Here is a 25,709-nt window from a genome sequence, read left to right on the forward strand (position 1 = left end):
GTGCGCTCATCCTCGGCGGCGGGAAAACTGCCGCCAGCGGCTCTACTCGCCGGTCTTCTGTGCGTCCCGGCCCTGCAGCCACTGCTCGAGCATGGTCAGAATCCACACCATCTCGCCGTAATAGCCGGGGTGTGCGGGGAGGTGCTCGCCGAGCAGCGTGGCAATGAAGTCGGCGCGTACGATTCCTCGTTTGGCAAGGCTGTGCAGCGAATCCTCGGCGAGCTGCTTGAGCGCCGGGTTGTGCGTCGCCCACACCCCGAAGGGCAGGCCGAAGCCCTTTTTGGACTTGCTGATTATCTTGTCCGGCAGATAGCCGCGCAGTGCTTCCTTGAAGAACCAGCGCAGCTTGAGGCGGCGCAGCTTCCAGTTGGCCGGCAGGGCCATCGAGAAATCGGTCAGGCGCTCGGAGAGCAGGGGGTAGCCGACGGCCAGTCCGGCCATCTCGGTCGCTCCGCGCACTTTCGGAAGATCGCTGTCGGCCAGCGTGTAGCGCCAGTCGTAGGCCAGCATGCGATTGATCAGACTGGGCGCCCGGCATTCGCTCCACGTCGCCTGCATGTGCTGCGACGGTTCGCCGAGATCGACCTGGGCGAGAAAATCGGCAGTCAGCACCTGCGCCGGGTCGAGTTGCATGATCAGGTTGAAACTCTGCAGGCGATCGGGCATCGGTATGCGCGAATGACGAACATAGCCGGTCGCCTGCTTGAGACCCGGGATGCGGCGCAGGACGCTGTCGTCGGAGCACAGTGGTTCGATGCGCGCGCGCAGGCCGGCGGGCAGCGATTGATAGAACTCGAACAGGCGCTGCGTCGCGTAGCGCGAATTGCCACCAAAGAGCTCGTCGCCGCCATCGCCGGCGAGCATCTTGCTGCAGCCATCGGCGGCGGCCATCCTGGCGCAATAGTAGGCGGGCAGGGCCGATGAGTTGCCGAAAGGCTGGTCGTGATGCCGGGCGACAGCCGGGATGCTGGCCAGCAGGTCAGCCGGGGTCACGTAGTACTCGTGGTGCTGGCAACCGAAGTGCTTCGCCGCCAGGCGGGCATACTCCATTTCGTCGTAGCCGTCGGCGGCGAAGCCGATCGAGTAGGCGGGTGCCGCCTCGCCGGTGACGTCACAGAGCATGCCGGCGACTGTCGAGCTGTCGGTGCCTCCGGAGAGGAATGCTCCCACGCGCGACTGCCCGACGAGCTCTTCGCTGACGCTATCGCGGATCAGCTTGCGGAAAGCGTCGCGCGAAGCTTCGAACGGCTGCCGGTGGTGCTCGTCGAAACGCAGCGGCCAGTGGCGTATCTCGCGCACGCCCTGGCGGTCGACGAGCAGGCCGTTGGCGGCCGGCAGCCGGCGCACGCCCTTGAAGATCGTTCGCGGTGCCGGGATCATGTGAAAGTACAGGTAGTCGAAGATGGCCTGCGGGTCGAGCTCGTCGCCGCCCCCGTGAACGCAATCGGCACGATCCGAGAAGGCCAGGGTCTGCGCGTCGGCGCGATAGCACAGGGTCTGGATCGCGAAGCGGTCTACCGCCAGAAAAACACATTCGCGGCGCGCGTCGACGATTGCCAGCGCATAGGCGCCGTGAATCCGCGCCGCCACCTCGACCCCGTGCGTGCGCCAGCCCTTGAGCAGTTCGCTGGCAATGCCCGCAGCCGGCGCCGATGCGCTGGCAGCACTGTCCCCGAAGGTGGGGGTGCCGATCACCGCGCATACGACGTCGTCGTCGCGTGCGACATGGTCTCCGCGCAGGGTGAGCGTCTTGATCATGGCCGGTGCTGCGCCGGGGTCGAAAAGGCTGGTCAGGTCAAGCTGGCCGGAGAGTTTGTCTTTCATGCGATGTCGGCTCGAGGCGGTTGGTTAGTGTTGGCGAAGGGTGCCGCGTGCGCTTCACTGGCGCGGATGTGCAGCTGCTGGCGGCCATGCTCTGTTCAGGCGAGGTGCACGCACGGTGAAACAGCGGTGGCAAGCGTAGGTTGCCGGTCGACGGGTCGTCAACAGCGCGTTCGTTTCGCTTGCCGCTGATCATCGACAGGCGGATGCTACGCTACCGTGACGCCTTGCGCTGTGCGAGATTTCACTGCGCGCCAATCAGTGCGCAGCTGGTCCACGAACCGGCCATCGGTTGGCGGCTCGCCGGTGGCCGCTTCCGCGGCTTGACAAGCAAATGGCGCAGCCTCGAAGATAGGGCCAGCAGGGGCGCAGGGAGGCGGGAGGCCAGGCTGCGAGTGACAGATGCGCCCGTCGAAGAACTTTTTTCCATGGTGGTCGACAGTGAGATCCTTTTGCGCTGCTTTTGGCGTTGTTCAGACAAGCCTGTGTTTGCTGGCCTTCGTGGCGCTGTTTCAGGCCGCCGGGCGCGCTGATGCGGCAGCGGGCGGTGCCGCCCTGCCTGCGGCGCACGAGCTGTCGGAGCGTCGGGTTCTCTACGAGGGCGAAGAGGGCGCATCGTGCGCGAATTTTCTCACCGGTTCCCTCGCCTGGCAGCGACGTGGAGGCGACTGGCGGGACGCGCGCGGCAAGCTGCACGGTGATGCTCCGTTTGCCGAGGAGGCGCCTGGCGCACGCGCTACCCTGTGGGATGTGACGGGGCTGGTTCGCCAGTGGGCCGACGCCGGTGTCAGTCGTGCCAGCTTCTTCTTGCGCTCGGTCTCGGGGCCGGGTTTCGCGATCTTCCTCAGCCGTGAAGCCAAGAGCCCTGCAGACTGGCCGATGCTCGCCCTGGAGTTCACCGATGGTCGTCGCGAACTGCTCAAGCCGATCGCCGATACCCACCTCGACTGCTCGACCTACCGCCCGCTGGGTCGTTCCGAGACCCTGACGGTCTTCGGGACAGTCCCTGCCCTGCTGCAGTTCCAGTTGCCAGCCAAGCTCTCGGGCAGCCGTCTCAAGCGCGCTCAACTGGTGTTGTCGAGCGCGTCTGCGCCAGGCGGTGGAGCGATGCGCATCGGCGTCTTCGAAATCGCCGTGCCGGCGTTCCCGGCGCCGCCGGTGAGCGTCGGCCTGGCCGCCGACTATCCGGCCGACAAGGGAATCGAGAGCCACCCCGACGTCGTTTTTGCCGCCGGCTTCGACGAGTGGCTGCGCTGGCGCTGGGCCTGGGCCAAGGATTCGGCGGGTGAGTTCGACGTCGTCGGCGATGATTCGGCGCGCCACTTCGAACCGCTCGTTGGGAGTGCCTTGCGCGTCAATGTCAAGAAAGGCGACAACCTTGGCGTCGATCTGCGGCTCCTGCTCAAGGATCATGGCGGCGAACCGGACGAGCTGTACTTTCGCTACTATCTGCGTCTGGGTGATGACTGGGATCCGACCGTCGAAGCCGGCAAAATGCCCGGCCTGGCGGGTACCTACGGGACGGCGGGCTGGGGCGGCAGGCGTTCGGACGGCACCAACGGCTGGTCCTTGCGTGGCAGTTTCGGACGCGCCTTCGCCAGCGACCATCCGCTGCAGGGACTGACCCAGCTGGGGACCTACGCCTACCATGCCGACATGACCAGTGCCTACGGCGAAACCTGGGTCTGGCCCGGCGCTCTTCTGCAGCGCAATCGCTGGTACTCGATCGAACAGCAGGTGCGCCTGAACAAACCCGGCGCAGCCGACGGACTGTTTCGCGTCTGGGTCGACGGGCGTCTGCTGCTCGAGCGTCAGCAGATCCGCATGCGAACCGTTGATCGCCTGCACATCGAAAGCGCATGGCTGAACGTCTTCCATGGCGGCGTCGCTCGCTCACCTTACGACCAGCATCTGTACATCGACAACGTCGTCGTGGCGCGCCGTTACATCGGCCCGCTCGCCGCCAGGCCCGGCGGGGCGGCGGGGGCCGGCAAGTAAGACCGGCGCGTGCGGGCATCATTGGGCGGGCTGCGTCGCTTGTCGTTGCGGCAAGCATTCACAGAGTTGATTGGACCGCGGTCGAGGTCGTTTGCTAAGTTGACCGCTTGACTGCGATGCATCCGGCGCGTACGCCAGCGTCTCTACAGGGAGACCGACGATGAGCAGCTTGCCCAAAGACAATGGTTTTATTGGCGAATCCGTTGCTTTCCAGGAGATGCTGTCGATTCTCGCCAGGGTGGCGCGCTACGACACCACCGTCCTGATCAGCGGCGAAACCGGCAGCGGCAAGGAAATGGCGGCGCGTGCCATTCACTATCAGGGGCAACGCCGGAATGGACCATTCATCCCGGTCAATTGCGGCGCATTGCCGGATCATCTGGTGGAAAACGAGCTTTTTGGACACGCCAGGGGTGCCTACACCGATGCCCGCGAGAGCCAGATCGGCCTGATCGCGCAGGCTGAGGGCGGAACCCTGTTCCTCGACGAAGTCGATACGCTGACCGCCAAGGCGCAGGTCAGCCTGCTGCGCTTCCTGCAGGATGGTCAATACCGCCGTCTCGGCGGCAGCCTGATCGAAAAGGCCGACGTGCGTGTCGTTGCCGCGTGCAACAGCGATCTGTCGCAAGCGATCGACCAGGGCGTTTTTCGCGCCGACCTCTACTATCGGCTCGCGGCCATGGAACTGCAGGTGCCGCCGCTGCGCGCGCGCGGGCAGGACGCCGTGCTCCTGGCGCGGCACGTCGTTGCCGAAGCGGCCCGTCAATACCACCTGGCGGTCAAGGAGCTGCACGCGGATACCGTGCATTGGCTGCTGGGCTACGCCTGGCCGGGCAATGTCCGCGAACTGCAGAATCGAATCCAGCGCGAGTTCCTGCTCTGTGAGGAGCCGGAAATCAGGGTCCGCGAAACAGCGCCGGACAGCGACCGCCGACAGCAGCCCGATCGCCGTCTGGCCTGCCCGACGACACTCAATTTCAATGAAGCCAAGCAGCAGGTGCTGCAGGCGTTCGAGCGCGGCCAGCTGCTGCGCCTGATGTCGGAAAGCGCCGGCAACGTTTCCAGCGCCGCCCGCCTGGCCGGCAAGGAGCGGCGCGCGCTCGGCAAGCTGCTCAAGAAGCACGGCATCGCACCGGAAAATTTCCGCCACAGCTGAACGGCGTTCGACCGTTCCCACCGCGTCGCGCAGCAGGCCGCGCTGCGGCAGCTGACTTGCCGGGGTGACGCTGATCGTCGCTCCTCTCCCCCTTACACCTTTCCCCAGCGCTTGCGGCTGCCGATTGCCAGGCGTGTATTTCCCATAGCACGAACATTGCTTACGGATGGGTGTCGTCTCGGGGAAAGGAAGCGATGCAGCCGCAGCCACGCCTCAGCGAGGTGGTAGACGCCATCCTGCGCTACCTGTACAGCCATCCGGATGCTGCCGACACGGTCGATGGCATCTGCGAGTGGTGGCTGCCCAGGCATTGGCGTGTCGACACCCGGTGCGTCGAAGCGGCTCTCCTGCGCATGCTGGCGCAAGGCCTGGTGCGTCGGCGCGAAAACGCCGACCGGCACGTCGTCTATTTGCGTGCCGACAAGGCCTCCCGAAGTTCCCCCGTCCAATAGCGCGCTTTTCTCTGACGCCAGGGAAGGATCTGCCCCATCTGGCGCGTGCCGGGTGGGGCAAAGCGGACCCGCCCGGGTCACTGCGTACCCATTGCCGTTAGATCAATCACTTGCCGTGCTGGCCAACGCTATTGGCGCCATGGCAGGCGGCCAGCCGCACGGTTGACGACAAGCGTGCCGTGTCCGGCGTCTTTCCGGCGTGGGTAGGCGCAGACCCATGTAGCCCGCCGCGCTCTGGCCAGCTCTTCCAGAAACATCTTCGGATACATGCGCTTAACCCGCCCGCCGGAGCTGGCACGAGCCTTGCTGCAGGGGATTGGCAAGGTCCTTGAGAAAAACAGGGCAGAGCGTTGCCGGGCGTGCGACAAAGCGGCCCGTGCAGCAGGTGATTTCCCACGGGAGGACGACGGCAAACGGATGGCAAACGTATTCGCGGTGCATTCGGTGGGAAGTTCGATAGCGACTTTCCTGCGCAACACCTACCCGGCGGAGATCGGTGGGCGAGCGTTGCCGGCCTGCGATTTCGAACTGGTGAGCGCCGGACAACTGGCCGGCGACGGCGAAGAGCGCAACCGCATCACGCTCTTTCTCTATCGCCTGTCGGTGAATGAGCACTCGCGGCAAAGCGCGCATCTGCGTGCTTCCGACAGTCGCCTGGTACCCCTCGGTCTGGATCTGCACTACCTCATGAGCAGCTGGGGAATGACCCCGCAGGACGAGCAGGTGGCGCTCACCTGGGCGCTGCGGCAACTGCATGAGTTCCCCGTGCTCGACGCCTCGTCGCTGACTCCCGACGCCGGATGGGCAAGCGACGAGGTCATCCAGATCGTTCCCTCCGAGTTGGCGACCGAGGACCTGATGCGCATCTGGGATGCCGTCACGCCTTCCTATCGACTGTCGGTGTCCTACGTCGCGAGGCTGGTGCGGATCGACCCGGAAAGTGACGACGCGCAGTTCCGTCCGGTGCTCAGCGGGCGCTTTGCTTTCGGCGAGGAGGCGTCGTGAGGGTGCCTGCATTGCACGAACTGGAGCGCCTTGAATGGCGCGTGCTCGGCGCCCTGCGGGCGGTCGACGGAACGACCGGCATCGCTCTGCGCGGGCGGCTCGAAGCCTCCGCTGCCGGCGCGCGCATCGCGCGCAATCGCAGTGGCCTCTACGTGATCCACGAATGGTCGCGTCTGGCCACGCACGCCGCCGCTTTCGCGGCGCCCCCGGCGCTGCCTGCGCCGGGCAGCGAGCAGCTGGCGATCACGCTGCGCGATCCCGCCGGGCGTTATCTGCCGCGACTGGCCACTCTCGCGCTGCCGCGCGACCCGCAGGCGGCGGGTGTGGATTCGCTGTTTGCGGCGGTCGACATTCCGCTCTATCCGAGCGCCGCTGCCGGGCTGGGGACCAACTGGACAGCCGTGCGCGTGAGCATCACCGACAACGCCGACGGCGCAGCCCTGGGTGGCGCGCTGCTGCGTGTGGTGGCGGGCGCGGCGGTGCTCGCGCGCGGCATGAGTGACTGGCGTGGCGAGGCCCTGGTGCCGGTGGTCGGCGTACCGGTGACCACCTGGTCGGAGGACGAGGATGCGGTGGTGGTGACCACTATCGCGGCCATCGTCGAAGTCTATTTCGACCCCGCACTGGGTACGCGCACGCCCATCGTCGATGTCCGTGCCGGTCGTCAGCCGGTGGTGACGCCGCTGGTGGACCCGGCTGATCTCGAAACCCGTCGTGCGGCCCTGGCGACGACGCAGCAGAACGTCAGCCTCGCCGCGCGGGGCGCCCTGAATCTCAACCTGGGCCTTGATCTGCCGTAGGCAGAGGGTCCGAAATCCGGGCATCCATGGCCCGGCACGCTCGATCGAAGGAGACCTGCCATGCCCGAGTACCTAGCTCCCGGCGTCTATGTCGAGGAAACCAGCTTCCGCGCCAAGTCAATCGAGGGCGTGGGCACCAGCACTACGGCGTTCGTGGGGCCGACCCGCAAGGGGCCGTTCCGCGCCAATACCGACGATCAGGAGGTGCCCGAACTGCTCACCAGCTTCGGCGACTTCGAGCGCATCTACGGCGGCATCTCGGACCTGGCGCTTTCCGGACCCTCGCCCGACACCAACTACCTTGCCCACGCCGTGCGCGCGTTCTACAACGAGGGCGGTTCGCGGCTCTACGTCTCGCGCGCAGTCGGCGCGGGGGCGGCAACGGCCAGCGGTCAGGTGAGCGCGGATGGCACCGCGGCCGACGAGGCGGTACATTTCGTCGCGCGTTTTCCGGGCAGTATCGGCAATGGGCAGGTAGTGGTGCGCGAGCAACGTGCCCCGGTGGCGGTGACGGCGATGGCCAACGCGCCGACAGGCAGCCTGCTGGTCACCGGCGCCGGCGCCGGCACGGCCTTCCACGTCAAGGTCGGAAACAACTGGCATCCAGCCACCGACCCGAGCGCTGCCGCCGAGGTGGCGACCGTGCTGGCTGCCGACACGCCGCGCATGGTCAGCCTGCTGGTGGTGGCCATCGACGCCGACGGCGACGACCTGAGCTTCGACGGTCTTGGCTTTGATCGCGGCCATCCGACCTGGGTCGGGCATGTGATGTCGGCCACCCCGGCGCGTCGCGCCGATCACCTGCAGAACATGTTCGCCATCACCATCGGCGCCAACGTCAGCGCCCTCGAGCTGCGCAACGCCCTGTTTGCCGGCGCGGTCACCAACGCCGCCGGCGAACTCGAGCGGGTGGTCGCGCTGATCGGCGGGCTCGATGGTGCCGCGCCGGTCGCTGCCAACTACGCGCTGGCGCTCGGCGAGCTGTCCGGCCTCGAAGATATCTCGATCGTCGCCGCGCCGGGTTCCTCGGCTTACGCCGAGGCGCAGGCGATCAACAACGTCGTCATCTCGCACGCCGAGTCGCGCCGCGCCTACCGCATCGCGGTACTCGACCTGCCGCGCGATCAGACCCCCGGACAGGCGCGTACCCTGCGCGGTCTCATCGATTCGCGTTACGCGGCGGTGTACTACCCCTGGGTGGTGGTGCCCAACCCGCTCGCCCGGCCCGGCCGCGAGGACATCCCGCGCGAGCTGGCACTGCCGCCTTCGGGCTTCGTCAGCGGCATCTACGCGCGCAACGATGTCGAGCGCGGAGTCTGGAAGGCGCCGGCCAACGAAGTGGTCCGCGGCGCACTGCGCTTCGAGCTGGACATCAACTTCGCCCAGCAGGAAATGCTCAACCCGGTCGGCGTGAATTGCCTGCGCTACCTCTCGGGGCGCGGTTTCCGTGTCTGGGGCGCGCGACTGGCTTCGTCCGACCCCGAGTGGAAGTACGTCAACGTGCGCCGCTACTTCAACTACCTCGAGTCGTCGATCGACCGCGGCACGCAGTGGGCGGTGTTCGAACCCAACGGCGAGCGCCTGTGGGCCAACGTGCGGCAGACGATTTCCGACTACCTCTACAACGAATGGCGCAACGGGGCGCTGCTCGGGACCAAGACCGAGGAGGCCTACTTCGTCCGCTGCGACCGCAGCACCATGACCCAGAACGACCTCGACAACGGTCGCCTGGTTTGCCTGATCGGCGTGGCGGTGATCAAGCCGGCCGAATTCGTCATCTTCCGCATCGGCCAGAAAACCGCCGATGCCCGTGCCTGAGCGAGGGGGACTGAACCATGGCTGAGCGAATCACACCCTATGGCGCCTTCAACTTCGTCGTCAATTTCGACGGCGGCGAAGAGTTTGGCGGCTTCTCCGACGTTTCCGGCATCGGTACCGAGGTCACCGTCGCCGAATACCGCTCCGGCAACGACAAGGAAAATCACGTGCGCAAGGTGGCCGGCGTGCACAAGGTCAGTGACGTCACCCTCAAGCGCGGCATCGTCAACTTCGACAGCCTGTGGTCGTGGCTCGACGAAACGCGCACCGCCGGTCCGGCGGCGCAGAAGACGGTCGCCGTGACGCTGCTCGACGAAGCCCATAATCCGGTGCGCACCTGGCTGTTGCGCGGCTGCATCCCGATGAAGTACACCGGTCCGACCCTGGCCGGCAAGGGCGGTGGCGACGTGGCGATGGAAGAGATCGTCCTGGCCGCCGAAGGCTTCGAGATCCAGGCCTAGGCGAGACGGCTGCGATGATGCGCACACGTCTGCCGACGGTAACGCATGAACCTGGCTTCTTCGCGGGGGAAGGCGCATGAACGGCCTGTCCTTCGAACTGGCGCCGCCGGCGGTTGCCCCCGATCCGAACCGGGTCGATGTGGCCTGTTTCGTGGGCTACGTCGGACGACGGGCGACCGTCCTGCCGGCCGGCGTGCGTACGGCCCTGGCCGAGGCACGCTGGATCGCCGGGCCGTGGGCGCGGCCGCCTGCGGAGGTCGAGGCCTTGCTGCAGCTGCCGGTGGTGGTCGACAGCTGGAACGCCTTCGATGCCTTGTTTGCCTGGGACAGGCGGCCGGTCATGGGGGCTGTCGGCAGCAGCGAGCGGCGCTGCACCAGCTATCTTGGCGCTGCGGTGCGCAGCTTCTTTGCCAATGGCGGGCGCCGTGCCTTGATCGTTCGCTGCGGCGATCCCTGGCCCTATATCGAGGCCGCCGGAAATCGTGCGGCACAGCGTGCGACGCGGCTGGCGGCGTTGCTGGCGACCGCTGCCAGCCCGATGGATCCGGCGACCTGGATCGGCATTGGTCATCTCTCCGGCCTTCCCGAAGTGACGCTGCTGTGCCTGCCGGACCTGGCCGATATCTGCGCGGCCGAAGCGACGATCGTCGATGTCGAGGTCGAGCCGCCCAACTCGCCCGAGGTCTTCGTCGACTGTTCGAGCAACGCCGCGGCAGCGGTCGAGCAGGATGTCGGTCTGCGCGATCTGGCGCCGCCGCGTGCGGATGACGAGGCTTTCATCGCCTGGCGCAACGCCGTTGGCACGGTTCGCGAGCGTCTTGCCCGGCAGCACCGCGAGATGCTGCTCGTTGCCGCGCTGCCGCTGCCGATGGCCAACGCGCGCAACGCCGACGCCTGGGCGCAGGCCGATTTCCACAGTTACCTCGAAAACGCCAGCGTGCTCGCCGCACCCGATAGAGCCAATGCCGGTCGCGCCGCGGCCAGCGCTTTCGTACAACTGGCCTGGCCGTGGCTGCGAACCGCCCACAGCGCCGACCTGCCTGGCGCGCTCGAAGCGCCCGACGGCCTGCTCGCCGGCCTGCTGGCGCTCAATGCGCTGGCGAGGGGCACTTTTCGCTCGCTCGCCGGCACGCCTCTTGCCGCGGTTTCGGGCAGCGAGCCCGTGCTTGCCTGGAGCGGCATCGCCGAAACGCCGTCCGACCGCCTCGCGCGGCGGGTGTGCGTGATCGCGCCCTCGCCTGTCGGCTGGGCGCTGCATTCGGATGTCACGGCCAGCGCCGACGAAGCCTGGCGTGCCGGCGGTGTCAGCCGCTTGCTGGGGGCGATCTTGCGTGCTGCCCGGCGCAGTGGCGAAGCGGCCCTCTTCGAGGCCAGCGGGCCGGCTCTGTGGCAGCGCATCGAGCGCAACCTCGGGCACTTGCTGACCGCCTTCTGGCGAGAGGGGGCTCTCGGCGGGGCTTCGCCGGAGGAGGCCTTCAGCGTGCGTTGCGACCGCAGCACCATGAGCCAGACCGATCTCGACAACGGCCGCCTGCGCGCCGAAGTCAGCATCCTGCCGGTGGCGGCGGTCGAGCGTATCAGGGTGGTGCTCGACCTCACCGGTGGTGGCGCCGCCGAAGCGCTGCGCGAGGTGGCGTGATGAACGACATCCCCTTGCACGTCTTCCGCTTCCAGGTCAGCTTCAGCCAGCAGGCGCTGGCCAATCCGACTGGCACCAGCGTGCCGCTGTGCCGCGGTGCGTTCTCCGAGTGCACCGGGCTCGAAGCGACCATGGAACCCAAGGTGATCAAGGTCGGCGGCAGCAACTACGGCGCGGTGCAGCGGGCCGGCCAGGTGAGCTTCGCCACCGTCGTTCTCAAACGCGGCATGACCGACACCCGCGACCTGTGGAACTGGTTCGCCAGCGTTGCAGGCGGCGCCTACGCCTACCGCCTGCACGTCGAGATCGAGATGCGCAACAGTGCCGACCAGGCGGTGGTCGCCTGGGCGCTGCGGCGTGCGCTGCCGGTCAAGTTCAAGGCCGCCGACCTCAATGCCAAGGGCAGCGAGATCGGCATCGAGGAACTGCATCTGGCCCACGAGGGCCTGGTGCTCGTTAGCTGAGGCCGGCCATGCCCGAATTCCCCGCACAGCTTGCCGAGGCGCCCGCTACCTTCGAGACGATGACCGGTCCGAGCGTACAGGTGAGCGTGCATTTCAATCCCGCCAGCCTGCAGCACACGGTCTCGAACACCCTCAAGGAAGAGGGCCGGGGGGCCAAGAAGAAGCAGTACGTCAGCCAGACGACGGCCAAGCTGACCATGGACCTCGTCTTCGACACCACTGGCACCGGCGAGGACGTGCGCATCACCACCAACGAGATGGCGAAACTTCTGCAGCCCATACCCGAGGGCCAGAGCAAGAAGGTGCCGCCGGTGGTGAAGTTCAGCTGGGGCGCGTACTCGTTCACCGGCATGGTCGAGCAGTACAAGGAGACGATCGATTTCTTCGCCAGCGGCGGCCTGCCGCTGCGCTCGTCGATCAATCTGACGCTGTCGAGTCAGGACGTCACTTTCGAGGGCGGCACCAGCAACAACCGGGCCTCGGTGGATGACGTGCGTGGCCCCGAGCCGGTGGTCATTGCCGACGATGATGGCCCGCGCGGTGGTGCGCAGGGCGCGGCCAACAAGGCCGGCGACCCGCGCGCGGCACGCGGAATCGCCGCCGCCAATGGTGCGGCGAGCCTGCGCTTCGGTGCCGGCGGTGGACTTGCGGTAGGGGCTTCGGCAAGCGTCGGTTTCTCGGCCGGGGCGTCGGTCGGGGCCGGGTTCTCAGCCGGTATCGGGGCGTCGGCGGGCGGTGGTTTTTCGGCTTCGGCGGCAGCATCGGCCGGAGGCAGCGCGAACCTGCTGCCGGCGGCGGCCTTCGCCGCCGGAGGCGGGGCCGGACTGAGTGTCGGCGCCGGTGCTGGGCTGGCTGTTGGCGGTGGGGCAGGACTGGCTATTGGCGGCGGGGCAGGGCTGAGCGTTGGCGGTGGCGCCGGTTTGAGTATGGGTGGCAGTGCCTCGGCTTCCTTCGCTGCGGGCGCCGGGGCTTCGGCAAGTGCCGGTTTCTCCGGGCTGCGGGTGGAGAGCAAAGTGAGTTCGCGACCGCTGTCGGCGGCCAGTCTGTTGCCGGCCTCAGCAAGCATTTCCAGCGCCGGCACGGTCGCCGTCGGCGGGCGTCTGATCGACGCGGGGGGCAGCGGTTTGAAGGTCAATGTGAGCGCTGACGCCGACTTCGTCATCGGCGCACGCCAGGGATAAGGGAGCGAGTCATGCCGATCATGATCGAAGAGATGCAGGCCGAGGTCAGACCGGAGCAGGAGGCGCCGCAGTCGTCGAGCGCCGCGCCTACGCCTGACGCCGCGCGCGAGGCCGAGGCGGTCGAAGCGACGCTGCGCGAACTCGCCCTGCGCAACGAGCGCCGCCAGCGATGGAACGTCGATTAGGAGGCCATCAGCATGCCTAGCGAAACCTCCGTCAGCCAGTCCGCCGTCTATCGTGCCCGGCCCACGCTCCGGCTCGCCGGACAGGAGGATCCGCGCGTTTCCGAGCTGCTCATCGGCATGCGCATCGAGGAATCCGAGGGGGGTATGAGTACCGCCGAACTGCGCTTCTCGAACTGGGCGAGTACCACCGACGGCGGTGCGGAATATGCCTTCGAAGACGGTTCTCGGCTTGCGCTTGGCACGGCCATCGAAGTCTATGCCGGTGACGAGACGCAGGCACGCGAGCTTTTCCGTGGCGTGGTCAGCGGCTTCGAGGCCGAATTTGCGCAGGGCTCGCCGCCCGAACTGGTGGTGCTTGCCGAAGATCCGCTCGGGCGCGCCCGCATGGCGCGCCGCAGCAAGGTCTACAGTGACATGTCGCCGGCCGACGTGGTCAATGCCGTGGCCAACGAGCTCGGCCTGCGTCCTTCGGTGCAGGGTCTGGCCGAGCCGATCGCTACCTGGGCGCAACTCAACGAGAGCGATCTCGCTTTCCTGCGGCGACTGCTCGGGCGTTTCGACGCCGACCTGCAGATCGTCGGCGACGAGCTGCAGGTGGCCCCGCGGGGAGACGTCCGGCGCGGTGAACTGAGCCTCGAGCTGCACGGCCAGCTGGCCCGCGCCCGGGTGGTCGCCGATCTCGCGCAGCAGGTGAGCAGCATCACCGCCGCCGGCTGGGATGCGGTTGCCGGCAGCGCCGTCAGCGCCGAGGTCAGCAGTCTCAGTCACGGCGGACCGGGCAGCGGCACCAGCGGCGCCGACTGGCTGCGTCGCGCGCTCGAACGGCGTAGCGAACACCTCGGCCACCTGGCGCTGGCGACCGATGGCGAAGCCCGGGCGGTGGCCGCAGCGGCTTTCGATCAACGCGCGCGGCGCTTCGTGCGTCTCGACGGCGTCGCCGAGGGCAACGCGCAGCTTCGCGTCGGCACGACGGTGGCGGTCAGCGGTTTGTCCGGGCGCTGGGACAACAGCTATTACGTCGTCGAGGCACGCCACCGTTACGACGTGCACGCAGGCTATCGCACCGAGTTCGTCGGCGAGTGTGCGTATCTCGGGGAGGCTTCCTGATGGATCGCGCGCCGCATTTCCAGCCTGCCGCCGGATGGCTCAACGGCGCCCAGCTCGCCCGCGTGGTGGATATCGCGGACCCCGAACGGCGCAACCGGGTGCAACTGCGCCTGCTCGCCGTCGATGCCGTCGACGGTCAGGATGCGCCGTTGTGGGCGCGCGTGGTGTGCCCCTTTGCCGGCGCCGATCGCGGCGCCTTCCTGATGCCCGACGTCGACGACGAAGTGCTGGTCGTCTTCCTGCACGGCGATCCGCGCTACCCGCTGGTCGTCGGCGGCCTGTGGAGCGGCGCCAACGCGGCACCGGCCGAGCTCGGCGACGAGGGCAACCGCTTCAAGCGCATCCGCTCGAAGAACGGTGTCACCGTCACCCTCGACGACCAGCAGGGTCAGGAGCTATTGCTGCTTGAAACGCCGGGCGGGCAGAAGCTCACCCTCTCCGACGGGCCGGGCAAGGTCACCGTCGAGGATGCCAACGGCAATCGGGTGGTCATGGAGGCGGCGCGGATCAGCATCACCGCCAGCGCCGAGGTCAAGGTCGAGGCGCCGCAGGTGAAGGTCAGCGCCGGCATGGTGACCGTCGATACCGCCATGGCCAAGTTCTCCGGCATCGTCAAGTGTGAAGTCCTGCAGGCGACGTCGGTGGTATCCACCAGCTACACACCGGGAGCGGGAAACATATGGTGAGCCATCACGAGGTGATCCTCTCGGCACCGCGCGACCTCGCCGTCGGCGGCGCGCCGGCGATCCTGCAGCGCAGCGACGAGGACTTCATCGAGGCGGTACTGACCAGTCTGCGCGACGCCGAGGGGCGCATCGGCCTGCGCGGCAGTCTGGCGCGCTCGGTCAGCGTTGCCAGCGGCACCGATACGCGGCCGCGCAGCAAGCGCAACACCGGCCGCGGGCTGTTCAACAAGCTGCGCGATGCCAGCCGCCAATTGGGTCTCGCCGGCGGGCGGGTGGCCGCACCGCCGGTGGTCAAGAGCGAGCAGGAAAGTGGGCAGAAGAGTGAACAGGAGCTGGTCGAAGGCATTCGTCGCGCCGCCGAAGGGTCGCCAGTGCTCAAGCTCTTCCAGCCGATTCAGCGCCAGTTCAACCTGGCGGTGATGGAAGCGCGTTGCGATACACCGGGCGAGCCACGTATCGACCCGCAGCGGGTGGAGGGAGCCGGCATGGTCATCCGTCGGCTGGTGCGCGATGCCAAGGGGAATGAAGTGAAGCAGGGCTGGATGCGCGCCGGCGACAGCCTGAAAGGCTGGGCAAACATCGCCGCGGCCGCCGACGGCGCCGCACGCGGCAATCGCCACGACCCCGAAGCACTGCGCCGACTGAGCCGGCCGACGACCGGTCAGCCGGTCCTCGACCGCGAAGTGAGCACGCTGCTGGCGGCGCAGGAAGATGCGCTGCTCAACGAATCGGTGGTGCCGATGTTCGTCGCTCCGCCCGACGTCTGCAAGGCGGCAGCTGCGACGCTGTTCTACGGCCTGATCCCGACCACCAGCAGCGAGAAAGCCGAGGGCGGCGCGCCGGAGTTCGACGAGGCCGCGTTCGGTCCGACGACGGCCGACTTCAAGGAGCATCTGGTCGGCCCGCTGCGCGGCCTCGCCGACAGCTTCCCGCGGCCGGGCCGTGCTCTGACGCCCGACCTGGCGAGCATCGCCGGCAATCCGGGCGACTCCGAGCGCAGCATGATGAAGCGCCTCCTGCTCCTGCTGCGCCAACTGGCTGTCGAGTTCGACGCTTTCGGCGACAGCGCCGAAGCCGATTCGCTGATGGAGGTGCTCAACGGCATTGCGCTGCCGCTCGCCGACGCCGTCGGCAAGCCAATCGCCGGCAGCCGCCCGGCGGGCGATTTCCTCGCCGCGGCCAGCCGCATCCTGCTCAATGATGAGACGGTCTCGCCGGCGCCGACCATCCCGGCGGGCTGGCCGGCGCTCGACGCCACTACCGGCGATGCCCTGTTGCGCGCCCTGTCGGCCTGCCTGCGTCTGCGTTTCGAGGCCGTCAGCGGCGTCGCCGGACGCTTCGACGACCCGGGTGCGCGCTACGTGCTGCGCGCCTTCGTGCGTCTCAAGCCCGAAGGCGTCTGCCCGGCCCGCACGGTGTGGGGCGACTACAGCCCGGCTTTTGTAATTGCCCCCTGGTACGAAGGCAGCGGTGCGCCGCCGCTACAGATTGCCTTGCCCGACCCGAGCGACAAGGAGATGCTCAAGAAGCTCAAGCCCAACGTCGCGTTCACCGTTCCGGCGTCGATGCAGAACCTGCTCGGCGGCGATCCGCTCGACCTGATGGACGGCAAGGAGCCGGCCGACAATGGCCTCAAGCTCGGCTGGATCTGCAGCTTCAATATTCCGATCATCACCATCTGCGCCTTCATCGTGCTGAACATCTTCCTGTCGCTGTTCGATCTGTTTTTCCGCTGGATGATGTTCATCAAGATCTGCATCCCCTTCCCCAAGAAGAGCGGAGGTGAGTCATGAGCGCCAGTCAGCTCCCTCGCCCGCTGGTCGGCTGGCCGCTGTTCGCGCTGCCCGACGAACGCGGCCAACTCGACTGGCCGGATCTCGAAGCCAGCGTGCGCCAGGGAATCCGCGTGATTCTCAGCACCCGGCCCGGTGAGCAGCTGATGCGCCCCGAGTTCGGCGCCGGACTCGACCGCCTGCTGCACGCGCCCAACAACCTCGCCACGCGTCGCCAGATTCGCGACTGGGTGATGGAATCGCTCGGCCGCTGGGAGCGGCGCATCGTTCTCGACCGGGTGGAGGTGTTCGAAGTAGCCGACAATCCCTCCGACCTGCGGGTCGAGATCGCCTATCGACTGGCCCGCTCCGGAACACCCGGCGCGCTGGCCGTGACCGTTCGACTGGAGGAAGGCTGATGCCCATCCTGCCGCCCCGTCTCGATGACCGCAGCTTCGACGATCTGCTCGAAGACCTGCTGGCCCGCGTCCCGGCGCACACGCCGGAATGGACCCACCCGCGCCTCGGCGATCCCGGTCGCACCCTGCTCGAGCTCTTTGCCTGGCTCGGCGACGCGCTGCTCTATCGTGCCAACCTGATCCCCGAGCGCCAGCGGCTGGTGTTCCTCAAGCTGCTCGGCCAGGGCTTGCGGCCGGCACGGCCGGCCGGCGGAATCGTCAGTCTGGCCTTTGCGCAGCCGAGCGAACTCTCCGCCGTGACGCTCGCCCCCGGTGCGCGAATCAAGGCGCCACTGCCCTTCGAAACGCTGGCCGAAACCACCCTGCTGCCGGTGGCTGCCGAGGTCTGGTACAAGCAGCCGCTGGCCGACGCCGACGCGGCGCGCATGGAAGCGGTGATCGCCGGTCTGCAGAAAGTGCATCGCCTCGACGGCGCCGCCAAGGGCTATCTCGCGTCACCGCTCTTTGCAGGCGGTCAGGCGGCAAGCGGCGAGGGGGTGGACGTCTTCGCGCTGGGTGCCGATCGCGCGCTGTGGCTGGCCCTCCTGGCGCCCGCCGCGCAGCGCCCCGAACAGCAGGCGGCGACCAATATTGCCGCACGCACTGCGCTGGGCGGCGGCGACAGCGGGGCGACCGCGATGCTCTCGGTCGGCGTGGTGCCGGCGCTGGCTGCCCCGGCGCTATTCGAGGAAGTCGGCCAGCGCGCGCGCGTGTCGGTGTTGTGGGAGGTGGTGACCCGCGGTGCGGACGGCGTCAATGCCGACTACCTGACCGTCGAGCCCTTCCCCGGCGACGCCAACGACAGCACCGCCGGGCTGACGCGGCCGGGCGTGCTGCGCCTGCCGATGCCCGACGAATCGCTGATCTGGGCGCCGGTCAACGACGTCGGCGAGAACCCGCGCGCCGGCGTCGGCGATAATCCGCCACGCGTCGACGACGTCGAAAAAGCCGCCCGGCTGATCGGCTGGTTGCGCCTGCGGCCCAAGCCCGGCAGTGGGGTGAGCAGTCTCAAACTGGCCTGGGTGGGCGTCAATGCCGTCGCCGTCGATCAGCGCAGCACCGTCGAAGGCCGCGTGCTGGGCGTATCCACAGGTGCCGCCGACCAGGTCTTCCCGTTGCCGGCAACTTCGGTCGACACCGAGACGCTGCGCATCCAGGTCGAGGAGCCCGGTCGCGGCTATCAGCCGTGGCAGCGGGTCGACGATCTTGCCGCCATCTCCGCCGACGCGCTGGTGGCGCGCGAGGCCCCGGTTTTCGAAGTCGACGCCGAGGCCGGCAGCCTGCGTTTCGGTGACGGCGTGCGCGGCCGCGTTCCCGAGCGCCAGATGCGTATCCGCCTGGCCTACGGTCGTTTCGGTGGCGGCCGTGCCGGCAATCTGCCGGCCGCCAGCCTGAGCGAGCTTTTGTCGGGCCGGCTCGTCGGTGCGGCGCGGACGATGCCGGCGATCAAGGTGCTGCAGCCGCTGGCCACCGAAGGCGGCGAAGACGCCGAAAGTCTGGCCCGTGCCGAACAGCGCATTCCGTCGCTGCTGCGCCATCGTGAGCGCGCGGTGACGGCCGACGATTACCGCCGCCTGGCGCAGGAGGTGCCCGGCACGGACGTCGCGCGCGTCGAGGTGCTGCCGCGCTTCAAGCCGCGCGAACGGCGTTTCGACGTCCCCGGCGTGGTCAGCGTCATGGTCCTGCCCGCACGGGTCTTCGGCAAGGCGCCGAATCCGCGTCCGGACCGGCCATTCATCGAGCGCGTGCATGCGCATCTGTCGGTGCGCACGCCGCTGGCCACCGAGCTTTACGTCATCGGCTGCGAGTATGTGCCGCTCGGTGTCTCCGTGGGGGTGAGCATCCGTGACGGTTTCGGCCGCGAGGCAGTGCTCTTCGAGTTGCGCGAAGCGTTGCGCCGCCTGCTCTGGCCCTTGCCGCCGCATGGTCCGGGAGGTTCGGGCTGGCCCCTGGGTCGCACGCTGCGCGAACGCGAGCTGGAAGTGGAAGTTTCGCGGGTCGCCGGCGTCGCCGAGGTCGGCGGCATCAACCTCTTCGAGCGCGTCGAAATCGCCGGCCGGGGCGAATGGCGGCTGCTGACGCGCAACACCTCCGACGGCACGCAGTCGCTCAAGCTGGCTGCCTGGCAGCTGCCCGAACTCCTGTCGGTGGTGGCCGTGGATGCGCCGACCGGCAGCAGTGCTGCGCCAGGCGACCTCTCGGCGCTGCCCAATCCCTTCGCCGACGACGCCGCTGTCGCCGTGCCGGTTGTCCCCGAGGTGTGCTGATGGACGCCAACGGACAGCGCTTCTGGTTGCTTGCCGACGACCGGCACTGGCCGGCGCGCAGCCATGTCGATTACCGGGCTGCCTGCCGCGCCTTGCGCCTGGCCAGCGAGCGCAGCCTCTCGGCACCCCCGGTGGATGCCGCGGCGATTGCCGCGGCGGCGCTCGAACGTCTGCCGCAGGCGGTCGACCGGCACGGCGCCAGTGCGCGCTGGGACGAGGCGGCGATGGCCATCGTCGTCGTCAGCCATCTGCCGGCGGCGGCGACCCTGCTGCCGCTTGGCGAGCGACCGCTGGACTTCGCCGTCGGTTTTGACGACGTGCTCTACGTGGCGCTCGCCGATCGACTCCTGCTGCACGACCTGCGCGGTCGCTGGCCGGATAGCGTCCTGCCGACACCAGGTTTCCAGGCCTGGCGCATGGCCGCCGAGCCGCTCGGCGGCGTCTGGTTGCTCGAACGTGGCAGTGGCCGTCTCGGTCGCCTCAGCGGGTGCGTGCAGCCCGAGCGCCCGGCGGCTGATTACGCGCCGGGCACTTTCCGCCCCGATCCCGAAAACCCCAGCCCGCCGACGCTGAAGATCCTCGCCGGCGTTGCCTGGCCGGCCGGTGAGCGGCCGCAGTCGCTGGCCCTTGCGCGTGACGGCACGCTGGCCCTGCTGTCATGGTTTGGTGATGGCGAGTGCCGTCTGCGTTTGCTCGATCGCCAACTCGGCACGCTCGGGCCGGCACAGACCCTGGCCGCTGCCGCCTTCGCCTATTCGATCGACTGGCTCGGCGAGGGCGGCATTGTGGCCCGCGTTCCCGGCCGCCGCGACGCGCCGGTGTGGGTGCCCAGGGGTTCGCCGGTTGGCGCGCTGACCCTGCTGCCGGCCGGCGATATCTACCCGCTTGCCGCCGCCGCCGAGGAAGCGCCTTTTGCCCATCGCCTCGACGATCCGCCCCGTTACCCGCTGGCCGGCGGCGCCCTCGAAGCGCTCCACCGGCTGTCGCTGGCCAACCTCGCGCGCCACGGCGAGGCCGCCAATTTCAGCAGTGCGGCGATGCATCTCATCGACAGCGGCGACCAGCAGACCGTCTGGCACCGGCTCTACGCCGAAGCCCGCCTGCCGGCTGGCTGCGGGCTGCTGGTGTGGCTGGCAACCAGCGCCGAGCCGAGCGCTGCGGCGGCTGGTGAATGGCACGCGCATGTTTTCGGCGAGCTGCCCGCCGCGTCTCTGCCCGCCGGTCCCGTGCCGCACGCGGTCTGGGAGCGGCAGCCTTCCGAGCTCCCCGGTCATCCCGGCCTGGGGGCCTGGGGAGCACCCGAGCCCGGCCGCGCCGGCCTGTGGACGGCGATGATCCAGCGCTCCGCGCATCGCGTGCGGGCGCTCAGCGGCCGCTATCTGTGGGTGCGGATGGCGTTTTTCGGCGAGGGTCGCGATTCGCCCGAACTGGCCGCGCTGCGCGCCTACGGCTCGCGCTTTTCCTACCGTGACCAGTATCTGCCACGCCTGTATCGCGAAAGCGAGTTCGGCGCCGCGGCCGAAAGTCCTGGCCTGGCGACGCCGGCCGATTTCCTCGAACGTCTGCTCGGCAATGTCGAAAGCGTGCTCACCCCGCTCGAGGATCGCATCGCCGCCGCCCACCTGGCGAGCGACCCGGCGAGCGTGCCGGAAGAGTCGCTCGAATGGCTCGGCGGCTGGCTCGGCGTGGCCTTCGACGCGGCACTGCCGGAGGGGCGGCGGCGCGAATGGCTGCTTCGTTCGAGCGAACTGGCGCGCTACCACGGCACTCGCCGCGGCCTGCGCCTGGCGCTCGACATTGCCAGCGACGGCGGTGTGCGGGGTGGCGAGATCGTCGTCCTGGAGGGCTTCCGCATGCGTCGGCTGATGAGCACGCTGCTGGGCGTGAATCTCAACGTCGAGGACGACCCGCTGCTGCCTGGCCTGGTGATCAGCGGCAACTCGGTGGTCGGCGACACGCTGATCCTCGGCGAGGCCGAACGCGTCGAACTGCTGGCGCTGTTCCGCGACGAGCTCGTATCGAACGCCGAGCGCGAGGCGCTGCTGGCTTTCTACGACCAGCTCGCCTTCCGCGCGCTGGTGCTGGTGCACCAGTCGGTCGAGGCACAGGACCTCGGCCTGATCCGGCGCATCGTCGAGCTCGAATCGCCCGCTCACGTCGAGGTGCAGGTGGCCGTCGCCAGTTGGCCGCTGCTCGTCGGCATTGCCAGTCTGCTCGGTGTGGACACCTACCTTGGCCCGCCGCGCGAGCGTGTTGCGGCCCGGGCCGGGATCAGCAGCCTGGGCAACGGCGATTACGTCCTCGGCGTCGGCAGCCTGGACCCGCGTTTGTCGGGGGCGGTGGCGCCGCGCCCGGTGGCGCTACCGCTGGCCGATGCCGGCCCCGACATGACCGTCGTACATGGTCGCAGCTTCGTGCTCGACGGCAGCGGCTCGACCGCCGCGGCCGGCGGGCGCATCAGCGAGTATCGCTGGCGCCTGACCGATTAGGCACCCGAACCACGGCAATGATGCCGGCAACAAGGTCGACGACAACGCCGGCCGCTCAACCCGATCCAAGGAGACCCACATGGCCGAATTCGTTATCAACCAGGAAGTCAGGACCGAGACCCCCACCGTCGAAGTCACTCTGTCCGCCAACAATGCGTTGCCATTCGGGCGCCACACCTTTCGTCTGGTAGTGGTAGACGATTCCGGCAACAGCTCGATTCCCGATGACGTGATCGTTATCGTCGCCGATACCGAGAACCCGACGGCCGTGCTCAACGCCCCGCGCAGCGTGAACTTCGCAACCAGCTTCAACCTCGACGGCAGCCGATCGTTCGACGCGGGCGGTGGCCGCGTGGTGAGCTATCAATGGACGTACATGGGCCAGCCCTGAGCAGGCAGGCGGAGCCGATGCCATGACCACTTTCGTCAGAGGCCGCACCGTCGAGACCGCCGAAGCCGTGGTGGTGGTCGACGCCGGCCTGGCGGTCGGCACGCACCGCTTCCAGCTGGTGGTGGTGAGCAACGACGGGCGTCGCAGTGCGCCCGAGGTGGTCGATGTGGTGATCTCCCGGCAGGTCGTCGTCGAGCCGCAGCCGCCAGTGACGCGGCCACCGCTGACCGAGCCGCCGGTAACCCGCCCGCCCGTCACGACTCGGCCACCCCTTACCCCGGGGGTGACACCGGTCGTCACGCCGGTCGTCACGCCGGTGGTCCGGCCCGTCGTCACCCCTGTTGTAACCCCCGTTGTTCGGCCGATCCGTGCACCCGCCGAAGCGCGCAAGACGCGGGCGCGAAAACCCGCCAAACCGAGGAGCGAAACATGAACAGCCCCCTTCGCCCGCCTTCCGACGACCCGCTCTACGCGTTGCCCGAAGCGGCGCGCCCGCACTACGCCACCGGCATGCTCCTCGATGCGGGCGACTTTGCCGACGAGCAGACCTACCACCGCAACCGGCTGGCGCGTGCGCTGGCCTTCGTCAGCGGCGCCGGCGCGCGGCGCCTGCCCGAGGGCCTCGATGCCGCTGCCGCTGGCGCGGCCGGCCTTTTTGCCGGCGGCACGCTGGCCGGTCTGCGCGTGCGCCAGGTGCCGGCGGCCGGCGAGGCGGTCGAGGAAGTGCGCATCGCGCCCGGCCTGGCGGTCGACCGGATCGGTCGCCTGGTGGAACTGCCGCGGCCGGTGTGCCTGCGCCTGACGCGCTGGTTCGACGGCGAACTGCTGCGCGACGGTGGTGACGGTTTGCGCCTCGCCGCGCTCGACAACCCGTCGCGCTTCGCCAGCGCAAGACTCATCGCCGACGGGCCGGCTTTGCCCGCACGGGCGGTGGTCGCCGACGTTTTCGTACGCTTCGTTACCTGTCGTCAGGCGCTTACGCCAGCCTTCGCCAATGGGCCTTTCGACGCTCTTGACGCGGTCCAGACGTCGCGCCTGCGTGACGCTTTCGAGGTCCATCTGGTGCTCCGCGGCGACGGACTTGACGACGATTTCAACGGCCTGCCACAGCACGACCGCGACCTCTCTGCACTCGCGCCGGCAGCGCGCCGCGACGCCTTGCAGGATGCGGTCCTCGATGGCTGGCCGGATCTCGTTGGTAACAGCGATGCTGCCGGCGAGCTGCCGGCGCCGCCCGGGCATCCGCCGCGACTCGACCCGACCGCGGTCTTCCTGGCGCGGGTCTTTGTCCCGGTCGCGGCCGGCGACCCGCCGGCACGCAGCGGCGATGCCGTCGTCGATAACGGCGGCCGCCGCGTGCTGCCGCACCTGGGGATGCTCGCCGGCGCACTCGGGCTGGGCGGATGAACAGCAAGATCAATGGCGCGCCAAGCGGCGCTCTGGAGGATGAGTCATGAATCTGACCACTGGCGAAACCCGCGCAACCCTCGGCTCCGCGGAGGTGGCGCGGCTCAAGGACGCCGGGGCGCTGATCGAGGATCCGCGCCGCGACCGGCCGCGCTACTTCGACGGCCGCTTCCTGGCCGCGCGGGATCTGATCCGCGACCAGCAATACATCCTTACCCGCGAGGCCGACCTCGGCCAGGCCGCCGGCAGCGGCGTCGCCAGCGGGCTGGATGTCGAGCGTGGCAGTACTGGCGACCGTGTAAACGTGACGGCAGGCCACGGCGTCACCGCCGCCGGCGAACTGGTGCTGCTGCCGCGGGCCATCGAACTGCGCCTCGCCGACATTCCGCGCGCCGAACAACTGTCGGCACGCTTCGGGCTCGGCAAGCTGCCGCAGGCGCCGCTGCGCAATCGCACCGGCCTGTTCGTGCTGGCGCTGCGCCCCGTTGAATACACCGATACCCCGACCGGCGCCTACCCGACGTCGATCACCGGCCAGCGCAGCGTCGAGGACGGCGACGTCGTCGAAGCGACGGCGATCGTCCTCGTGCCGTGGCAGGACGACGGCGCGGCCGACGCGCTCAACGCCCGGCGCGGCCGCGCGGCCGCAGCAATCTTTGCCGGCGACGGTGCGCGCGGCCTGTCGGCCAACGTCCTGCCGCTGGCCATGCTGGCACTGGCCAACAACGTCGTGGTGTGGGTCGACGAGGCGATGGTGCGCCGCGAACTGGGCGCCGACCGTGCCGACCTGCCGGGTCTCGGTTACGCTCCGCGCGCGCTGCGCCTGGCGCATCTGATCCAGCACCAGGTCCATCTCGCCGACCTCCTGCTGACCAGTGGCGGGCGCGGCTTTGCGGCGCGCGAGAACTTTCCGCTGTTGCCGTCGGCCGGGCCGGTACCGGCGGGGATGATCGACAGCCGGGATTTCACGCAGCGCTATTTCCCGCCCGAAATGGCGGTCGATTTCTCGATCATTCCCGAGGACGAACTGCCAGCACTTGTCGAGGAGTCGCTGTCGCTGCCGCCGATCGACCTCGAAGCGCCGTCGGCGACGCTCGAATCGACCTCGCTATTGCTGCTCGCGCCGATTCCCCGCCATGAATGGCGGGCGGTGAGCAGCCGCCTGGCCACCCGCACGCGCACTCTGCGGCCGGCGGCGATCAATCTGGTGGCCACCCGCAAGCCGCTCGAAATTCTGCAGCAGCTGCGCATTCCGCGCCTGCCCTTGCCGGTCGAGACTAGCGACCCGGCGAGCGCCGAGTGGGCGCGGCTCGCGGCGCTGCCCAACCTGTGGTTCGTGCGTCGGCGCAATCTTGCCTATCGCGACGATCTGGCCGGCGAGGCGATCCGCCTTGCCGGTCGTGAGACCGTCGCGACGATCAGCACGGATTCGACGCGGCTCGCCGCGCTGGGCCTCGACGTCGCCAGCAACCGGGTGTTCGAGCGCGCCACGCCGCGCGCCGCGCTGGAAGTCCAGAGCCTGCTGGCCAGCCCGCGCTTCGCCGCGTCGCCAAGCCTCACCGCGGCTGCTCTCGGCGAACTCGGCCAGGCCGAAACGCTCGACCAGGCGGCCGTTCTGCGGGTCGCCGCGGATCTTTCGGCGCCCGGCGTCGGCGACGGTCTGCTCCGCCTCGAACGCGCGCGTCCGGACACCGTGCCGAGCGCGACGGCGCTCACCGCGATTGCCGATGGTGGCGACTGGCGCACCGCCGATAGCGCAGCTGCAACGGTGAGAACCGCCGAGCTTTCGCGCCTGGCGGGAACGGTCCTGCGCCCGCAGCCGCTCGCTCCGGCCGAGCCCGTGGCGACGACGCCGACGACCAGACCGACGACAGCGACGACGCCGACGACCCGACCGACAATAGCGACGACGCCGACGACCAGACCGACGACACCGACGCTGACGCCGCGCGCGTCGGCGAACTCGCGAGCCGCGAAGACGCGGGAGGTTCCGGCGGCAGCGCCGGACACGCCGCCCCCGGAGCACACCGCAGCCGGCGAAAAAGCCGCCACCACGCCATCGGGCAAACGTCGCAAGGCGGCGTCCGTCGCCAGCACCAGCCCGGCCACCGGCAAGACCGGCGGCAGCCGCAAATGACTGAAGGAGGTGGAT

The 25,709-nt window shown here is 68.7% G+C and carries 22 protein-coding genes; 21 read left to right on the plus strand and 1 reads right to left on the minus strand.

The features are described from left to right. Window positions 1-42: 42 nt before the first annotated feature. Entirely contained in the window at window positions 43-1,824 is a 1,782-nt protein-coding gene (locus QZ634_RS19755; protein WP_291991211.1) for an asparagine synthase C-terminal domain-containing protein, read from the minus strand. A gap of 498 nt (window positions 1,825-2,322) precedes the next feature. Here QZ634_RS19755 and QZ634_RS19760 point away from each other — a divergent pair, with 498 nt between their 5' ends. The 21 genes from QZ634_RS19760 (at window position 2,323) to QZ634_RS19860 (ending at window position 25,694) form a co-directional block, all read left to right on the plus strand. Beyond that, the gene (locus tag QZ634_RS19760; protein WP_291991212.1) at window positions 2,323-3,819 is read left to right on the plus strand and encodes a polysaccharide lyase; all 1,497 of its coding nucleotides are present in this window, start codon (window positions 2,323-2,325) and stop codon (window positions 3,817-3,819) included. Between the two features lie 160 nt (window positions 3,820-3,979). Continuing rightward, the gene (locus QZ634_RS19765; RefSeq protein ID WP_291991213.1) at window positions 3,980-4,975 is read left to right on the plus strand and encodes a sigma-54 dependent transcriptional regulator; all 996 of its coding nucleotides are present in this window, start codon (window positions 3,980-3,982) and stop codon (window positions 4,973-4,975) included. Between the two features lie 194 nt (window positions 4,976-5,169). Next, on the plus strand, window positions 5,170-5,427 hold the full coding sequence (locus tag QZ634_RS19770) for a hypothetical protein (RefSeq protein WP_291991214.1): 258 nt from the start codon (window positions 5,170-5,172) through the stop codon (window positions 5,425-5,427). 417 nt (window positions 5,428-5,844) lie between these two features. Continuing rightward, on the plus strand, window positions 5,845-6,432 hold the full coding sequence (locus QZ634_RS19775) for a DUF4255 domain-containing protein (RefSeq protein ID WP_291903147.1): 588 nt from the start codon (window positions 5,845-5,847) through the stop codon (window positions 6,430-6,432). Beyond that, window positions 6,429-7,232 carry a hypothetical protein gene (locus tag QZ634_RS19780; protein ID WP_291991215.1) on the plus strand — a complete coding sequence of 268 codons (804 nt, stop codon included), beginning with the start codon at window positions 6,429-6,431 and terminating at the stop codon, window positions 7,230-7,232. Before QZ634_RS19775 ends, QZ634_RS19780 begins: the two co-directional genes overlap by 4 nt. 60 nt (window positions 7,233-7,292) lie before the next feature. Then, window positions 7,293-9,050, plus strand: a complete 1,758-nt coding sequence (locus tag QZ634_RS19785) for a phage tail sheath subtilisin-like domain-containing protein (protein WP_291991216.1) — start codon at window positions 7,293-7,295, stop codon at window positions 9,048-9,050. Between the two features lie 17 nt (window positions 9,051-9,067). Beyond that, window positions 9,068-9,511: a phage tail protein gene (locus QZ634_RS19790; protein ID WP_043566786.1), complete on the plus strand. Its 444-nt coding sequence runs from the start codon at window positions 9,068-9,070 to the stop codon at window positions 9,509-9,511. Window positions 9,512-9,587: 76 nt separating this feature from the next. Next, window positions 9,588-11,150, plus strand: coding sequence for a phage tail protein (locus QZ634_RS19795; protein WP_291991217.1), 1,563 nt, complete (start codon window positions 9,588-9,590; stop codon window positions 11,148-11,150). Then, window positions 11,150-11,614, plus strand: coding sequence for a phage tail protein (locus tag QZ634_RS19800; protein WP_291991218.1), 465 nt, complete (start codon window positions 11,150-11,152; stop codon window positions 11,612-11,614). The genes QZ634_RS19795 and QZ634_RS19800 overlap by 1 nt, the downstream gene beginning before the upstream one ends. Before the next feature lie 8 nt (window positions 11,615-11,622). Next, window positions 11,623-12,795 carry a hypothetical protein gene (locus QZ634_RS19805; RefSeq protein ID WP_291991219.1) on the plus strand — a complete coding sequence of 391 codons (1,173 nt, stop codon included), beginning with the start codon at window positions 11,623-11,625 and terminating at the stop codon, window positions 12,793-12,795. Between the two features lie 11 nt (window positions 12,796-12,806). Then, window positions 12,807-12,980, plus strand: coding sequence for a hypothetical protein (locus QZ634_RS19810; RefSeq protein WP_291991220.1), 174 nt, complete (start codon window positions 12,807-12,809; stop codon window positions 12,978-12,980). 12 nt (window positions 12,981-12,992) lie between these two features. Beyond that, entirely contained in the window at window positions 12,993-14,087 is a 1,095-nt protein-coding gene (locus tag QZ634_RS19815) for a contractile injection system protein, VgrG/Pvc8 family (RefSeq protein ID WP_291991221.1), read from the plus strand. Further along, on the plus strand, window positions 14,087-14,773 hold the full coding sequence (locus QZ634_RS19820; RefSeq protein ID WP_291991222.1) for a phage baseplate assembly protein V: 687 nt from the start codon (window positions 14,087-14,089) through the stop codon (window positions 14,771-14,773). The genes QZ634_RS19815 and QZ634_RS19820 overlap by 1 nt, the downstream gene beginning before the upstream one ends. Next, the gene (locus QZ634_RS19825; protein ID WP_291991223.1) at window positions 14,770-16,566 is read left to right on the plus strand and encodes a hypothetical protein; all 1,797 of its coding nucleotides are present in this window, start codon (window positions 14,770-14,772) and stop codon (window positions 16,564-16,566) included. Before QZ634_RS19820 ends, QZ634_RS19825 begins: the two co-directional genes overlap by 4 nt. Then, complete coding sequence (locus QZ634_RS19830; RefSeq protein ID WP_291991224.1) at window positions 16,563-16,964, plus strand: GPW/gp25 family protein; 402 nt, start codon at window positions 16,563-16,565, stop codon at window positions 16,962-16,964. The genes QZ634_RS19825 and QZ634_RS19830 overlap by 4 nt, the downstream gene beginning before the upstream one ends. Continuing rightward, window positions 16,964-19,270: a putative baseplate assembly protein gene (locus QZ634_RS19835; RefSeq protein ID WP_291991225.1), complete on the plus strand. Its 2,307-nt coding sequence runs from the start codon at window positions 16,964-16,966 to the stop codon at window positions 19,268-19,270. The genes QZ634_RS19830 and QZ634_RS19835 overlap by 1 nt, the downstream gene beginning before the upstream one ends. Continuing rightward, window positions 19,270-21,759 (plus strand): phage tail protein, encoded by a 2,490-nt coding sequence (locus QZ634_RS19840; protein ID WP_291991226.1) that lies wholly within the window; start codon window positions 19,270-19,272, stop codon window positions 21,757-21,759. Before QZ634_RS19835 ends, QZ634_RS19840 begins: the two co-directional genes overlap by 1 nt. A 79-nt stretch (window positions 21,760-21,838) precedes the next feature. Continuing rightward, window positions 21,839-22,150 carry a hypothetical protein gene (locus tag QZ634_RS19845; protein ID WP_291903178.1) on the plus strand — a complete coding sequence of 104 codons (312 nt, stop codon included), beginning with the start codon at window positions 21,839-21,841 and terminating at the stop codon, window positions 22,148-22,150. A 22-nt stretch (window positions 22,151-22,172) separates the two neighbouring features. Next, window positions 22,173-22,583 carry a hypothetical protein gene (locus tag QZ634_RS19850; RefSeq protein ID WP_291991227.1) on the plus strand — a complete coding sequence of 137 codons (411 nt, stop codon included), beginning with the start codon at window positions 22,173-22,175 and terminating at the stop codon, window positions 22,581-22,583. After that, on the plus strand, window positions 22,580-23,557 hold the full coding sequence (locus tag QZ634_RS19855) for a hypothetical protein (protein WP_291991228.1): 978 nt from the start codon (window positions 22,580-22,582) through the stop codon (window positions 23,555-23,557). Before QZ634_RS19850 ends, QZ634_RS19855 begins: the two co-directional genes overlap by 4 nt. A 46-nt stretch (window positions 23,558-23,603) precedes the next feature. Further along, a complete protein-coding gene (locus QZ634_RS19860; protein ID WP_291991229.1) occupies window positions 23,604-25,694 on the plus strand; it encodes a hypothetical protein in 2,091 nt (696 codons plus the stop codon). Window positions 25,695-25,709: the final 15 nt, after the last annotated feature.

This window comes from Candidatus Accumulibacter sp. ACC007 (genome assembly GCF_907163205.1).
Taxonomy (GTDB): domain Bacteria; phylum Pseudomonadota; class Gammaproteobacteria; order Burkholderiales; family Rhodocyclaceae; genus Accumulibacter; species Accumulibacter regalis.

Coding starts and splice junctions, on each gene's coding strand:
- QZ634_RS19755 (WP_291991211.1), bottom strand. CDS start 1,824: ATGAAAGACAAACTCTCCGGCCAGCTTGACCTGACCAGCCTTTTCGAC.
- QZ634_RS19765 (WP_291991213.1), top strand. CDS start 3,980: ATGAGCAGCTTGCCCAAAGACAATGGTTTTATTGGCGAATCCGTTGCT.
- QZ634_RS19770 (WP_291991214.1), top strand. CDS start 5,170: ATGCAGCCGCAGCCACGCCTCAGCGAGGTGGTAGACGCCATCCTGCGC.
- QZ634_RS19775 (WP_291903147.1), top strand. CDS start 5,845: ATGGCAAACGTATTCGCGGTGCATTCGGTGGGAAGTTCGATAGCGACT.
- QZ634_RS19785 (WP_291991216.1), top strand. CDS start 7,293: ATGCCCGAGTACCTAGCTCCCGGCGTCTATGTCGAGGAAACCAGCTTC.
- QZ634_RS19790 (WP_043566786.1), top strand. CDS start 9,068: ATGGCTGAGCGAATCACACCCTATGGCGCCTTCAACTTCGTCGTCAAT.
- QZ634_RS19795 (WP_291991217.1), top strand. CDS start 9,588: ATGAACGGCCTGTCCTTCGAACTGGCGCCGCCGGCGGTTGCCCCCGAT.
- QZ634_RS19800 (WP_291991218.1), top strand. CDS start 11,150: ATGAACGACATCCCCTTGCACGTCTTCCGCTTCCAGGTCAGCTTCAGC.
- QZ634_RS19805 (WP_291991219.1), top strand. CDS start 11,623: ATGCCCGAATTCCCCGCACAGCTTGCCGAGGCGCCCGCTACCTTCGAG.
- QZ634_RS19810 (WP_291991220.1), top strand. CDS start 12,807: ATGCCGATCATGATCGAAGAGATGCAGGCCGAGGTCAGACCGGAGCAG.
- QZ634_RS19815 (WP_291991221.1), top strand. CDS start 12,993: ATGCCTAGCGAAACCTCCGTCAGCCAGTCCGCCGTCTATCGTGCCCGG.
- QZ634_RS19820 (WP_291991222.1), top strand. CDS start 14,087: ATGGATCGCGCGCCGCATTTCCAGCCTGCCGCCGGATGGCTCAACGGC.
- QZ634_RS19830 (WP_291991224.1), top strand. CDS start 16,563: ATGAGCGCCAGTCAGCTCCCTCGCCCGCTGGTCGGCTGGCCGCTGTTC.
- QZ634_RS19835 (WP_291991225.1), top strand. CDS start 16,964: ATGCCCATCCTGCCGCCCCGTCTCGATGACCGCAGCTTCGACGATCTG.
- QZ634_RS19840 (WP_291991226.1), top strand. CDS start 19,270: ATGGACGCCAACGGACAGCGCTTCTGGTTGCTTGCCGACGACCGGCAC.
- QZ634_RS19845 (WP_291903178.1), top strand. CDS start 21,839: ATGGCCGAATTCGTTATCAACCAGGAAGTCAGGACCGAGACCCCCACC.
- QZ634_RS19850 (WP_291991227.1), top strand. CDS start 22,173: ATGACCACTTTCGTCAGAGGCCGCACCGTCGAGACCGCCGAAGCCGTG.
- QZ634_RS19855 (WP_291991228.1), top strand. CDS start 22,580: ATGAACAGCCCCCTTCGCCCGCCTTCCGACGACCCGCTCTACGCGTTG.
- QZ634_RS19860 (WP_291991229.1), top strand. CDS start 23,604: ATGAATCTGACCACTGGCGAAACCCGCGCAACCCTCGGCTCCGCGGAG.